This window comes from Chryseobacterium lathyri, from assembly GCF_003290185.1.
Classification (GTDB): domain Bacteria; phylum Bacteroidota; class Bacteroidia; order Flavobacteriales; family Weeksellaceae; genus Chryseobacterium; species Chryseobacterium lathyri.
The window spans coordinates 205,698-218,684 of sequence record NZ_QNFY01000005.1 but is presented as its reverse complement, the minus strand read 5'-3'; the positions used below and the strand labels follow the sequence as shown (position 1 = coordinate 218,684).

Annotated in this window: 12 protein-coding genes; 7 read left to right on the top strand and 5 right to left on the bottom strand. The window is 37.9% G+C overall.

What is annotated here, in order from left to right:
- Positions 1–93: 93 nt before the first annotated feature.
- The 3 genes from DRF61_RS08640 to DRF61_RS08630 all read left to right on the top strand — a co-directional run bounded on the left by DRF61_RS08640 (position 94) and on the right by DRF61_RS08630 (position 4,154).
- Complete coding sequence (locus DRF61_RS08640) at positions 94–1,848, top strand: amidohydrolase family protein (RefSeq protein WP_111956028.1); 1,755 nt, start codon at positions 94–96, stop codon at positions 1,846–1,848.
- 178 nt (positions 1,849–2,026) lie between these two features.
- Positions 2,027–2,701 (top strand): SIMPL domain-containing protein, encoded by a 675-nt coding sequence (locus tag DRF61_RS08635; RefSeq protein WP_111956026.1) that lies wholly within the window; start codon positions 2,027–2,029, stop codon positions 2,699–2,701.
- Positions 2,702–2,957: 256 nt separating this feature from the next.
- Positions 2,958–4,154 carry a vWA domain-containing protein gene (locus tag DRF61_RS08630; RefSeq protein ID WP_111956024.1) on the top strand — a complete coding sequence of 399 codons (1,197 nt, stop codon included), beginning with the start codon at positions 2,958–2,960 and terminating at the stop codon, positions 4,152–4,154.
- A 91-nt stretch (positions 4,155–4,245) separates the two neighbouring features.
- On the opposite strand, the gene DRF61_RS08625 is transcribed toward DRF61_RS08630, so the two are convergent.
- Entirely contained in the window at positions 4,246–5,451 is a 1,206-nt protein-coding gene (locus tag DRF61_RS08625) for an NAD(P)/FAD-dependent oxidoreductase (RefSeq protein WP_111956022.1), read from the bottom strand.
- A 115-nt stretch (positions 5,452–5,566) separates the two neighbouring features.
- Between DRF61_RS08625 and DRF61_RS08620 the strand changes: the two genes are divergently transcribed.
- Positions 5,567–5,947 (top strand): SpoIIAA family protein, encoded by a 381-nt coding sequence (locus DRF61_RS08620; protein ID WP_111956020.1) that lies wholly within the window; start codon positions 5,567–5,569, stop codon positions 5,945–5,947.
- 167 nt (positions 5,948–6,114) lie between these two features.
- On the opposite strand, the gene DRF61_RS08615 is transcribed toward DRF61_RS08620, so the two are convergent.
- Complete coding sequence (locus DRF61_RS08615) at positions 6,115–7,314, bottom strand: MFS transporter (RefSeq protein WP_111956018.1); 1,200 nt, start codon at positions 7,312–7,314, stop codon at positions 6,115–6,117.
- 193 nt (positions 7,315–7,507) lie between these two features.
- On the opposite strand from DRF61_RS08615, the gene DRF61_RS08610 reads away from it, so the two are divergent.
- Positions 7,508–8,368 carry an AraC family transcriptional regulator gene (locus tag DRF61_RS08610; protein ID WP_111956016.1) on the top strand — a complete coding sequence of 287 codons (861 nt, stop codon included), beginning with the start codon at positions 7,508–7,510 and terminating at the stop codon, positions 8,366–8,368.
- 213 nt (positions 8,369–8,581) lie between these two features.
- Here DRF61_RS08610 and lipA read toward each other — a convergent pair whose 3' ends face one another.
- The gene (lipA, locus tag DRF61_RS08605; protein ID WP_111956014.1) at positions 8,582–9,448 is read right to left on the bottom strand and encodes a lipoyl synthase; all 867 of its coding nucleotides are present in this window, start codon (positions 9,446–9,448) and stop codon (positions 8,582–8,584) included.
- 109 nt (positions 9,449–9,557) lie between these two features.
- Here lipA and DRF61_RS08600 point away from each other — a divergent pair, with 109 nt between their 5' ends.
- Positions 9,558–10,190: a hypothetical protein gene (locus DRF61_RS08600; RefSeq protein ID WP_111956012.1), complete on the top strand. Its 633-nt coding sequence runs from the start codon at positions 9,558–9,560 to the stop codon at positions 10,188–10,190.
- A 96-nt stretch (positions 10,191–10,286) separates the two neighbouring features.
- On the opposite strand, the gene DRF61_RS08595 is transcribed toward DRF61_RS08600, so the two are convergent.
- Complete coding sequence (locus tag DRF61_RS08595) at positions 10,287–10,847, bottom strand: RNA polymerase sigma factor (protein WP_111956010.1); 561 nt, start codon at positions 10,845–10,847, stop codon at positions 10,287–10,289.
- 145 nt (positions 10,848–10,992) lie between these two features.
- Here DRF61_RS08595 and tyrS point away from each other — a divergent pair, with 145 nt between their 5' ends.
- Positions 10,993–12,288, top strand: coding sequence for a tyrosine--tRNA ligase (tyrS, locus tag DRF61_RS08590; RefSeq protein ID WP_111956008.1), 1,296 nt, complete (start codon positions 10,993–10,995; stop codon positions 12,286–12,288).
- Between the two features lie 147 nt (positions 12,289–12,435).
- Here tyrS and DRF61_RS08585 read toward each other — a convergent pair whose 3' ends face one another.
- Positions 12,436–12,936: a hypothetical protein gene (locus DRF61_RS08585; RefSeq protein ID WP_111956006.1), complete on the bottom strand. Its 501-nt coding sequence runs from the start codon at positions 12,934–12,936 to the stop codon at positions 12,436–12,438.
- Positions 12,937–12,987 lie beyond the last annotated feature (51 nt).

Genomic DNA, 12,987 nt, shown 5'->3' with positions numbered 1-12,987 from the left:
ATCAATCTTTCCTCTTTACATGCTCCTTAAAATTCTGTAACAGAGGGCAGTTCACCTTTTCTTATATTTGTATTGTTACTTTATCCCAAACTCATGAGCAAAAAATTCCAGATCGCATTGGCAGCCTTTTTCTGTATGAGCATTTTGCATGCGCAGATTTATATTGAAAATGTAACTGTTGTAGATGTTATTCACAAAAAACTGACTCCTGCCCAGACTGTTGTCTTTTCAGGAAAGCCAATTACAGCAATAAAACCCAGCAGACAGATCAAAATTCCGAAGAATTCCCATGTTATTGATGGTAAAGGTAAATACCTAATGCCTGGAATGACGGATGCACACGTCCATTTTTTCCAGAGCGGTGGTCTGTATACAAGGCCGGATGCCCTTGATCTCAGAAAACATGTTCCTTATGAAAAAGAGATCAGCTGGAGCCATCATAATATGGAAGGTCTTCTGCAGCGTTATCTTAAAATGGGAATGACGTCAGTGATTGATCCCGGGGCAACGTATAATTTGCTAAAACTCAGGGATTCTTTGAAAGAGAATGTACGCCTGCCTTCAGTGTATATGTCGGGACCACTCATTACTACTTATGAACCTGAAGCTTTTAAAAATCTTAATAAAGATGAGCCTTTCAGACTGCTTTCGTCTGTTGATGAGGCTAAAAAACTGGTTCAGGAACAGATTCCTTATCAACCTGATTTTATTAAGATATGGTATATTGTAACGGGAGATGTGCAGAAAAAGAAAGAACAGGCAAAGGAATTGGAACCTGCTATAAAAGCAGTTATTGATGAAGCTCATAAAAATAATTTAAAGGTTGCCATTCATGCAACAGAACGCTTCACCGCAGAAACAGCTGTACAAAACGGTGCCGATTTCCTGGTACACAATATAGAGGATGAATTGATTTCTGATGATTTTATAAAGCTTTTAAAATCAAAAAAGGTTATTGTATGCCCTACCCTTACGGTAATGGATAATTATTATGATACTTACGGACAAAAGAAGACCTACAATACTTATGAGCTGGAAAATTCCCATCCTGAAAGCATTGGCTCTATGTACGACCTGAAGCACCTTACACAAACTTCAGACTCTGTTATGCTTAATAAGCGTAAAACAAGGTTTAGCGAGCCGAAGACCAAAGCTTATATTTCAAAAACGGACTCCATCAGAACTGTCAATCTCAAAAAAATGGCTGAAGGAGGTGTAACAATCGCTGCTGGTACGGACGCCGGAAACATCGGAACGCAACATGCATCATCATTTATCACAGAACTTAAGGCCATGAAGGAAAGCGGGATGGATGAATGGCAGATTCTTCAGTCGGCAACCATTAATCCTGCGAAAATCCTTAATAAAGAAAAGGAGTCCGGCAGCATTGAAGTGGGAAAAGCAGCGGATCTTGTTTTACTGAATTCAAATCCTGTTGAAAATCTGGACCACCTTACTGATATTGATATGGTTATAAAAAGCGGACTTCCTATAGACCGGGAAAGAATTGTAAAAGTGACGCCGGAATCTCTGGCTCAGCAGCAGGTGAATGCTTATAACGCAAGAAATATTGAAGCATTTCTGGAGCCTTATGCAGAGGACGTAGAACTGTATTTGTTTCCCGGAAAGCTGATCAGCAAAGGAAAGGAAGCCATGAGAAAATCCTATTCCAATCTGTTTGATAAATCTCCGGATCTGCATTGCGAAATCAAGCAGAGGATTGTGAATCTTAATTCCGTTATCGATAAAGAGAGCGTTTCGGGCCTGAGACCTGGTGTAAAGACTGAAGCAACAGCTATTTATGAAATTAAAAACGATAAAATCTCGAAGGTTTACTTTATCTATTAATCATTTTTGAACCATTCCGGATAGTTTAAATCACATTTAAAAAATTTGAAAAGACGATTCTCACAGGGATCGTCTTTTTTTGTGACCATCCACCAAGTGAAAACCTTATTTCACCAAGTCTCTCCATTTTCGGTTTCAGATCGCAGTAATTTTACTTCAGAATTTAAAACAAGAAATTATGAAATTGAGACATTTTTTATTGATCGGAATCTTTACCCTGGGAACTTTTGCAAATGCACAGGAGATAAAGAAAAATGCAATTGAAGTTACAGGTATTGCAGAAATGGAAGTGGAACCGGATGAGATCATCTTCAGCATCGGCATCAAAGCGGATAACAAGAATGAGTTGGCAGACAATGAAAAGAAGCTGTTTGAAACATTAAAGAAATACGGCGTGAAGAATGAAGACATCAAATTTAAATCCATGTACCAGAATGTGTATGCTAAAAATGGAAAATTCACGAAGAGCTACCAGTTCAAAGCCAATACAAAATCGGATATCAACAAGATATTTGAAGACCTCAACCAGAAATGGGTAAGCAATCTGAATGTGGCCGAAGTGAAGAACACTAAAATTTCTGATTTTAAGAAAACCGTTAAGATCAATGCCCTAAAAGCAGCAAAAGAAAAGGCAGATTATCTGTTGGAGAGTATGGGCAAAAAGACAGGAGCTCCTCTTGAGATTATCGAAATTGAAGATTACACCAGCGATACGGTTCTTCCTGTAGCCTATAAAAGCAGCATCAGAAATGTACAGCTGGAAGCGGCAGATACTGCGGTAGATTTTTCTTTTGACAATATCGAAAATATCAAGCTGAAATACAGCATCAAAACGAGATACGAAATCCTTTAGAATTAACAGATTTAAAAGACAGTCCGGAAGGGCTGTTTTTTTGTCTTAAACAGTTTTTAAAGTTCACCAAGTGAAAGTCTCATTTCACCAAGTCTCCCAATTTTCAGCCTTAAATACAGATAATTTTACTTCAGGAATTAAAACAATAAACCTGCAACGACATTTATTACTGAAGCATACAGAAACATCGACAGTTAAAGTTCGGTCCGAAAAAATGGGTTCAATATTATAACAGATAACCAATAAAAATAGAATTATGACAACTTTAAAAATCTTAGCATTAACAGCTGGTAGCGCATTTTTAAGCTCAGGCAGTTTTTCAGACATCCGCTGCTCAAACAGTAATAAATCAGGCAGGGAAGCATTTATACAAAATGCTTCAGTAGTACAGCCTGCAGTAACATCAAAGGATAATAAAATCCAGGTTGCCCTTCTGCTGGATACTTCCAACAGTATGGACGGGCTGATCGATCAGGCCAAATCAAGGCTTTGGAATATTGTGAATACTTTAACCACCCTAAAGTATAACGGACAGACTCCACAGGTTGAAATTGCCCTTTATGAATATGGGAATGACGGGATCCGCGATGAAAATTATATCCGCCAGGTTACTCCTCTTACGCAGGATCTGGATCTGGTTTCCGAGAAATTATTTGCCTTAAGAACTAATGGGGGAAGTGAATATTGCGGTGCTGTGATCCGCGATGCCTCGATGAATCTGAACTGGGATGGCAACGAAAAAAGCATGAAACTGATTTATATCGCCGGCAATGAGCCGTTTGATCAGGGAAAAGTAAATTACAAGGAAGTCATTTCCAAAGCTAAAAACAAAAACATTTATACCAATACTATCTTCTGCGGGAATAGAGAAGAAGGGACACAAACCTTCTGGCAGAACGGAGCAGTAGTGGGCGGCGGCAAGTATTTTAATATTGACAGTGACAGAAAGGTGATTTATATTGAAACGCCTTATGATGTAAAAATCTCAGAATGCAATACAAAGCTGAATGATACCTATATTTATTATGGAAGTCATGGCTCTGAATATAAGCTTAAGCAGGTTACCCAGGACAGGAATGCAGAAGTTCAGTCGGCTTCCAATTACGTAGAAAGAACCGTAGCCAAGTCTAAAAAAAATGCTTATAAAAATGACCACTGGGACCTGGTGGACAAAGCTGAAAGTGATGCAGGATTTATTGCTACTGTGAAGGATGATGCGCTGCCAGCTGAATTAAAAGGCAAAAGCAAGGAAGAAATTAAAAAAGCTGTTGCTGTAAAATCTGCAGAGCGTGAGAAAATCCAGAAGGAGATTGAAGAGCTGTCAAGAAAACGCCAGGAATATATTGATACCGAAATGAAAAAACGGGGCAATGCAGATTCTGATGATCTTGGGAAAGCAATTGAAAGATCTATTCTGGAGCAGGCAAAAACGAATGGATATACTTCGAAATAATAGGAATGGTGGCTTCGCAGCCACCATTTTTTATTGCATTTTTCTTAATACCCGCTTACACTGGCGACAAAGGTTCCAGAAGCTACCAGTTTTATCTCCCGAATTGAAAATATTCAGACAACACGTGTTTTTTATTTTTCATAAACTGTGAAGCCATTTCCATCCCTGTCACAGAAAAAGTGATTCCATTTCCCCCGAAACCCAGGACAAAATAAGAGTTCTTAAATTTTTTATGCTCCCCAATATAAGGCAGCCCGTCTTTGGTTTCCCCAAAAGTTCCGGCCCATACAAAATCTGTATAAAAATGATAATCGGGTTTTATTTTTTTCAGGTTTTTCAGAATCTCTTTTTCTTTTTTATCGAGAAGAGCATCACGTTTCGCAGCATCGTTGAAATCTTCATCTCCTCCACCGATCAGAAGTCTTCCATCATCTGTTGTACGCATGTAAATATAAGGATCATCAGTATTCCAGACCAGCGTACTGTCCATATTTTTGAATTTGTCGTCATCGATTTCTGAAACGATGGCGAACGTACTTTTTAAATCAACAAAGTTTTCTTTGATCAGGTTTTTACTTTCATACCCGATACAGTAGATCACTTTTTTAGCTTTGATCTGAAAACCGCTGTCTACCGTGACCAGATTAAAACCTTTATGGTATTCCATCTTTATCATTTCAGTCTTATCAAATATTTCTAACCCTTTTCTTACATTATGTTTAAATAGTTCATGAGCAAACTTAAAAGCATCAATACTGGCTCCCTGTCTGGACACAATTCCCCCATATGTATTTTCAAGTCCAAACTTTTCTACAATTTGATCTGCTTCCAGCCATTTTACATCAAAACCGGCATTTTTTCTTGCAGCATATTCATCCTTAAGCCAGCTGACATCTTTCTTTTTTGATGCGAAATACAGAGATTTCTTTCGTTTAAATCCCGCATCAGACCTGATCTGTTTTGAAAGTTTTTCGAGACTATCTATTGCATCAGAACAGGCTTTGTAGCTCTCTACAGCTCCTTTCTTACCAATAAGCTCCTCAAGCTCAAAAAGAGGAACATCTATTTCATACTGCAGCATGGAAGTAGTTGCTGAAGTACTGCCGTTACAGAGTTCACGTTTATCAATCAGGATCGTTTTAAAGCCGTCACTAATCATTTGATGGGCAATAAGGCTTCCGGTAATGCCGCCTCCTATAATTAATACATCACAATCTTTATTTGATTTCAGAGACGGATAAGAAGTTATTAGTCCGTTTTTTAAAAGCCAGAAAGGTTCGTTTGATTTTAGATCCATAATTGAATATTACATTTAAAACAATAACATTTATAAGTATTTTAACGATTTTTTATCAATTTATGGTGCAATTATTGTACCCAGTTTTAAAAGCCAACCATTTAAAATAATTAGTATGATAACGATTATTCCAGAAGCTCCGGAAAATGTTGCAGCGTTCAGTGCAACCGGAGATGTGACGAAAAAAGATTTTGAAAACCTTGTCATTCCTCATGTAAAAGAAAAAGTAGATCAGTTTGGTGAGCTGAATTACTTATTGTATTTGGATACTGATCTGGATAATTTCACCATGGGCGCATGGCTTGAAGACGCATTTTTAGGATTAAAAAATCTTACAAAATGGAACCGTACGGCTATTGTTACAGATAAAGAAGGGGTACAGAACTTCACGGATATTTTCAGTGTTCTGATGCCGGGAGAATTCAAATCCTTTCCTAAAGAAAACTTATATAATGCACTTTACTGGTGTAAAAACGGTAATGAAGTAGAAGTTTAGCATTATACTATAAAGAGAAAAGAGGCTTTGTTCTGTCGTTGAACAAAGCCTCTTTTGTATGTATACAGCTGGTTATAAACCTTTAAGCTGTCTTATAAAATAATTAACTCATCTACATTTTTTGACAAAATTTAGAAATTGATTTGAACTTAGTCTTAGCTTTACAATTACTTATCACAAGGCACACATTCTACCGCTGTTTCATCATCAGGAGCTTGTTTGCCGTACAAATATCTGTATCTTAAACTTATTGCCAGACCGATGAATGTCATCCCCACTCCTACTAACGAAGGATATTTGAAGGAAAACCCATATTCCAAAGGAATTCCTCCCAGAAATGCTCCCATCGCATTTGCAATATTAAATGCAGCCTGCATAAATGCTGCAGCCATCATTTCACTCTTTGGAGCTGCTTTCATCATCATGATATTAATAGGTGCTGCAACGGACATCGACAGTGCTCCGCAAACAAATGTTAGTATGAGTGCCATATTCTGGTTATCTGCAAAGAAAAACACTCCTGCCAGAGAAATCATCATCAGAAATATCAATAATGCACATGTTTTTTCGGGCCCCAGCCTGTCAGAAATAAATCCTCCTGCAAGGTTTCCAACAACCATTCCGGCACCGGCAAGGATCATCACATACGCCATCTGGTTGCTTTGGATTCCCGCTACGATCGTCATTAAAGGAGTAATATAGCTGAGCCATGTGAAAAGACCTCCAAACCCAATCGCTGTAATTCCTAAAACCAGCCATGATTGCTTATTTTTAAGAAATTTCAATTCCTCCAGGAAGTGGGTATCTTGATTGGCCTCTGTAGCAGGAAGCCATAATTTAAGAAACAATATGGCAAAAAGGCCAATGAATGCTACAATTGCGAAATACAGTCTCCAATGATAAGCATGCCCGATATAGGTTACCAGCGGAACCATGATGAGGTTGGCTATCGTAAGTCCTGTAAACATTAAAGAAATGTAAAATGCCTCTTTCCCTTTTCCTGCCATCCGCGATGCAACTACCGTTCCTACACCGAAAAATGCCCCATGAGGAAGCCCGGACATAAACCTGATGATCAGCATCGTAGTGTAATCAGGAGCTACCGCAGAAAGTCCGTTGAAAAGTGTGAAAAGGATCATCAAAACCATCAGTACTTTTTTAGGCGGAAATTTCACTGAATACCCGATCAGGATCGGTGCTCCAATTACAACTCCCATGGCATAAGCCGAAATCAGATGCCCGGCCTCAGGAATGGTAATCTTTAAGGTGTTGGCAATATCAGGAAGCAGCCCCATTACGGTGAACTCTGTAGTTCCTATTCCAAGACCGCCTATAGCCAGCGGTATTATTCTTTTATCAATCTTCATTATGAGTAAACTTCTTTTTCGAATTAATTTTAAGTGATTTTTATAAAAAATAAAAACAGAATCCCATCTTTACTTTGAAAGTGCAAAATTCGAGAGAAATATCGGTTTTTACTTCTCCTGAAATGATAAAAATTTGCTCCATATTAACCTTTTTATGTAAATTTAAAATCAGAATCAATCAAATCAGAACAGAATGAGAATCCAGAAAGAAGTCATAGAGTTTGAAAACGGAAAGTCTTTCAAGCTTTTTTCACCGTCTTTAAAGAACTGTTTTTTCTGGCATCATCACCCGGAAATAGAGCTTGTTTATGTAGAAGCCATCAACGGAATCCGGCATGTAGGCCGGGATATTTCTGTTTTTACAGAAAGCGATCTGCTTCTGATAGGATCCAATGTTCCTCATCTTAATTTTGATTATGGTATCCAGACGGAATGCAGACAATTAGTGCTTCAGATGCGGGAGAATTTCCTTCAGGATATTATTGTTCCCGTTCCTGAGTTTGAAAACATTAAAAAGCTCCTGGAAAAGTCTTATTTAGGGCTTTCATTTTCAGGAGAAACAAAAAAGCAGGTTGTCGAAAAACTTCATGAAATCAAGGATAAAAACTCTTTTGATTCTCTTATAGGATTAATTGAAATTCTGCAGATTCTCGCCGCCTCAGATGAAGTAAGAGAACTGAATAAGGAAGACACCAGGATAAAATGGTTCCTGAATGACAAGATCAGAATGGGAACCATCTACGATTACATCCATGGAAATTATGATAAGAAGCCTAATGTCAACGAAATTGCAAAGATTGTAAGCCTTAGTACGCCTGCTTTCTGCCGTTATTTTAAAAAGCAGACCAATATGACGTTCACGGATTTTGTTAACAATTACAGGATCAATCAGGCTAAGATATTTCTGCTTAAAGATTATTCTGTGACGGAGGTTTGCTTTCAGGTAGGTTTCGAGAGCCTATCCTATTTTAATAAACTTTTCAAGCAGCATACGGGTGAAACGCCTTCAGAGTTCAGGAAAAAGCATTTGAAGAATATTGAGGTTCGGAATTGATTATTTTTTTAACCACCCCGTCAAAAATTCTTTGAATTTTTGCCACCCCTCCAAGGGAGGGGAATATGATCCGACAGATTTTGTCAGGAGGAAAGTGATCAATTTTTTAATTTAAGAGATATCTCTCATCACCGAGTTCATTACTCAAAATATTAAGTGTTTAAAATAAAAAAACCGCTTCGAGTGAAGCGATTATATTATTAAGTTATATTATTAGTGAATATGTTTTTCAGCATGGTAGGAACTTCTTACCAACGGTGAGCTTTCTACGTGTCTGAAACCTAAGCTTCTTGCAAAATCTCCCAATTCATCAAACTCTTCCGGCGTAATGAATCTTTTTACCGGCAGATGTTTTTTAGTAGGCTGAAGATACTGTCCAAGCGTGATTACATCTACATTGGCATTTCTGATATCCTCAATGGTCTGGAAAACCTCATCTTTAGTTTCACCCAAACCAAGCATTACCCCGGTTTTGGTTCTTCTCTGGCCAGCTTCTTTTAGGTATCTCAGAACTTCTAAGCTTCTTTCATATTTAGCCTGGATCCTTACTTCTCTTGTCAGACGTTTTACGGTTTCCATATTGTGAGAGATCACTTCAGGAGCCACTTCTACCAATCTGTCAATATGTTTGGTAAGCCCCTGGAAATCCGGAATAAGAGTTTCCATCGTCGTTCCCGGAGAAATTCTTCTTACCGCATTTACAGTCTCAGCCCAAAGGATGGAGCCCATATCTTTTAAATCATCACGGTCCACAGAGGTAAGAACAGCATGCTTGATCTTCATTAATTTAATAGAACGGGCCACTTTTTCAGGCTCATCCCAATTAACATCAAGTGGTTTTCCTGTTTTTACACCACAGAATCCGCAGCTTCTTGTACAGATATTTCCTAAGATCATGAACGTTGCCGTTCCTTCTCCCCAGCATTCACCCATATTCGGACAGCTTCCGCTCTGGCATATGGTATTTAATTTATATTTGTCGACCAAAGTCCTAAGCTCTCTGTAATTCTTTCCGGTAGGAAGTTTTACGCGGATCCACTTTGGTTTTTGAACGGTAGTATCTTGAACTAAATTCTCCATTTATTTCTCAAATTGAGCTTCAAAGTTAGTGATTTTTTTATCGAAACAATCAAAGACAAACATTGATGAAACATATAATTTAGTAATTTTAAACCACCAAAATTAAATTATGAAGAAGATCTTTTTTACCCTATCCCTTATTATCAGTACATTTTGCTTTGCCCAGAAAGAACTTCAGCCGGCAGGTTCAGAAATCATTGACACTGTGGAAGGCGATCTGGATGGTGATAAAATTCCTGAAAGAGTGGTTATTTATACTACAGCAGATGAAGGTGAACTGGGTAAAATCCGTGAGATCCAGATTCAGAAAAGAAGTGGCGGAACATGGATGATCCTGAGTAAATCAAGGAATGCCATTCTTGAAAGTGCCGGCGGAGGGATGATGGGCGATCCCTACCAGGAAACAACTATTGAAAAAGGAGTCCTGAATATCACCCAGGCAGGCGGCAGCAGCTGGAAATGGAGCTACACGGATAAATACAGGTTTCAAAACGGCCATTTTGAACTGATCGGCCATTCTTCAACGTATGGCAGACCCGGAGATTATTGGGCAGACATAGACTTTAATCTTTCCACAGGGCAGCTCAATTATAAAAAAGAAGTTGAAAATACTTCTGAATATGGTAAATCCAAGCAGGAAACCTATATTAAAAAAGGATTGAAAATAGATCTGCAAAACAGGAATCAGAAGGAGCCGAGGAAAATTGTTCTTCCTAAGACAAAAGAGGAAGTTTATTTGTGAAAATTTTGAATCATTAAGATTCCATTAAGCCTTTAAGATTATTAAGGTAAGCTTTGCTTTTAAGACTGAATGAAACTGATTATCTTACTTAATCATTTAATTATCATCAAATTCATTATTTTTTAGCAGCTCGGCAAGGACTTTCTTAGCACGCATCACCCTTACTTTAGTATTGGCGACGGAAATTCCAAGCTCTTCTGCAATTTCCTTGATGCTTTTTTCTTCAAAAAAACGTAGTTTAATAATATCCTGGTAATTGGCATCCAGCGATTCAATGGTTTTGATGATCTTTTTCTGCTCTTCATTGGAGATCATCAGCTCTTCCGGAGATTTTGCGAACTGGTTTTTAACCTCATCCAGGTTTTCGGTAGGATCCTGGTTTTCGCGGCTTCTTTTCCGCCAGAAATCAATGACTGTATTCTGGGCAATGGTTAATACCCAGGTCTTAAATTGAAAATGCGGATCGTACATATCCAATTTCGACAGCACTTTGGAAAAAACATTCACCGTAATCTCATCTGCATCATTTTCATCTTTTACTTTTTTCATGACAAAAGAGAAAACATCCACCCAAAAAATATTGATGAGCTTGGTCTGGGCCTTCTGGTCCTTTTCTTTTGCCTTTTGAATAAGCAGAAATAGCTGTTCTTCGTTCATTATTAACAAATATAATTTTTTTAAGTGAAAGCACAAAGGTGCAGACAGGCCTTTTTATCCTTTGATTTTTTTACCTTCTGACATCTCTTCTCTATACTCCTGAATTTACTATCTTTGCATCGTAAAATTTTAAAGAAAATTATAGATGAATTCCTTTATAGAAGAACTAAAATGGCGTGGTCTTTTTGCCGATATGATGCCAGGAACCGATGAACAACTGAATAAAGAGGTAACTACTGCATATATTGGTTTTGACCCGACTGCTGATTCTTTGCATATCGGAAGTCTTATCCAGATCAAAATTTTAGCACATTTCCAGCAACACGGACACAAACCGATTGCTTTGGTAGGTGGTGCTACAGGAATGATCGGAGATCCCTCAGGAAAATCTGCCGAAAGAAATCTGCTGGATGAAGCCACTCTTCTTCATTATGTAGACTGTTTAAAGAACCAACTTTCAAGGTTTTTGGATTTTGATGGTAATGGTCCTAACAAGGCTGAATTAGTCAACAATTATGACTGGATGAAGAATATTTCTTTCCTTGATTTTGCTAAAAACGTAGGGAAGAACATCACCGTTAATTATATGATGGCTAAAGATTCTGTGAAAAAGAGATTTTCCGGGGAAAGCGGTGCAGACGGGATGAGTTTTACGGAATTCACTTACCAGCTAATCCAGGGATATGATTTCCTTCATCTGTACCAAAATAATAATGTAAAGCTTCAGATGGGAGGTTCTGATCAGTGGGGAAATATCACTACAGGTACTGAACTGATTCGCAGAAAGGCCCAGGGAGAAGCATTTGCATTAACAGTTCCTTTGATTACTAAAGCCGACGGTTCTAAATTCGGGAAGTCTGAAAGCGGAGAAAATTACTGGCTGGACAAAAAGAAGACATCCCCGTATAAATTCTACCAGTTCTGGCTGAATGCCACCGATGAAGATGCTGAAAGATTCATTAAATTCTACACATTCATTGGAAAAGAAGAAATTGAAGCCTTAATTGAAGAGCACAAAGCAGCTCCACATGAAAGAAAACTTCAAAAGAGACTGGCTGAGGAAGTAACGGTATGGGTACACGGCAGAGACGAATATGAAAAGGCAGTAAAAGCTTCGGAAATTCTGTTCGGACGCTCTACAGCTGAAGATCTGGTAAGCCTGGATGAAGAAACTTTCCTTGAGGTTTTTGACGGTGTACCGCAAAAAGAAGTTGCCAAAGCTGATGTCCTGGGAATTAGTATTGTTGATCTTCTTTCTGAAAAATCAGGATTTTTAAAGTCTAAAAGTGAAGCTCAAAGGGAGATCAAAGGAAATGCAATTTCCGTCAACAAAGAAAAGGTAAACGATACTTATACCGCCAATGAAAGTGATCTTATCGACGGTAAATTTTTACTGCTTCAAAAGGGTAAGAAAAGCTACTTTATTGTGAAGGTACTGTAAAAATTTTCAATAATATTATTCAAAAAAGAGAGACTCTGTAACCTGAGTCTCTCTTTTTTAATACAAAATTTAACCTGAAAAGTTACTCCATCTTTGAAGAGAGTTAGAGATAAAATTATTAAAGCTTTCCTGTATATAAATAATCATTTAATTGAATGAATAATGCTTCGTAAAATCGGCCCCGTTGGTTGTTAAATTAATATTTTCATCAACTACTGCGGTTCCGTTTTTTTCTATTTTATAAGTTCCCGTAATGGAAGAGTTAAAGTTCACCACCTGAATGGAAGCTGACAAGCCTGCAATAGGGGAATTGGTCTCAATAATATAGGTTTTGGTAGAACCGGTAAAACTATTGTCGTTTAATCCTACAGCTGTTTGTCCGTTTTGAATGGTCCCATTAATTTTCCATATGGAAGTGCTGTTTTGATGATCACTTCCTGAAGCAACTACCGAAACATAATCATCGGTAGAATTTACCCCGTTCAAAGTAACTGTTATTTTATAATTGGCGCCTCCACCTACAACTTCTCCCCCTGCATCAACATCGTCATCATCTTTGCTGCATGAAGATACAAAGCCTAAGAGAAGCGCTGTCATCAAAAAAGCAACTGCATTTCTGAATGTTCTGTGTAAATTGATTTTTTTCATAATTCTCATATTTTAATTTTTAAACTAATTCTTATCTGCATTTATTTCTAT

Coding starts and splice junctions, on each gene's coding strand:
- DRF61_RS08640 (WP_111956028.1), top strand. CDS start 94: ATGAGCAAAAAATTCCAGATCGCATTGGCAGCCTTTTTCTGTATGAGC.
- DRF61_RS08635 (WP_111956026.1), top strand. CDS start 2,027: ATGAAATTGAGACATTTTTTATTGATCGGAATCTTTACCCTGGGAACT.
- DRF61_RS08630 (WP_111956024.1), top strand. CDS start 2,958: ATGACAACTTTAAAAATCTTAGCATTAACAGCTGGTAGCGCATTTTTA.
- DRF61_RS08625 (WP_111956022.1), bottom strand. CDS start 5,451: ATGGATCTAAAATCAAACGAACCTTTCTGGCTTTTAAAAAACGGACTA.
- DRF61_RS08620 (WP_111956020.1), top strand. CDS start 5,567: ATGATAACGATTATTCCAGAAGCTCCGGAAAATGTTGCAGCGTTCAGT.
- DRF61_RS08615 (WP_111956018.1), bottom strand. CDS start 7,314: ATGAAGATTGATAAAAGAATAATACCGCTGGCTATAGGCGGTCTTGGA.
- DRF61_RS08610 (WP_111956016.1), top strand. CDS start 7,508: ATGAGAATCCAGAAAGAAGTCATAGAGTTTGAAAACGGAAAGTCTTTC.
- lipA (WP_111956014.1), bottom strand. CDS start 9,448: ATGGAGAATTTAGTTCAAGATACTACCGTTCAAAAACCAAAGTGGATC.
- DRF61_RS08600 (WP_111956012.1), top strand. CDS start 9,558: ATGAAGAAGATCTTTTTTACCCTATCCCTTATTATCAGTACATTTTGC.
- DRF61_RS08595 (WP_111956010.1), bottom strand. CDS start 10,847: ATGAACGAAGAACAGCTATTTCTGCTTATTCAAAAGGCAAAAGAAAAG.
- tyrS (WP_111956008.1), top strand. CDS start 10,993: ATGAATTCCTTTATAGAAGAACTAAAATGGCGTGGTCTTTTTGCCGAT.
- DRF61_RS08585 (WP_111956006.1), bottom strand. CDS start 12,936: ATGAAAAAAATCAATTTACACAGAACATTCAGAAATGCAGTTGCTTTT.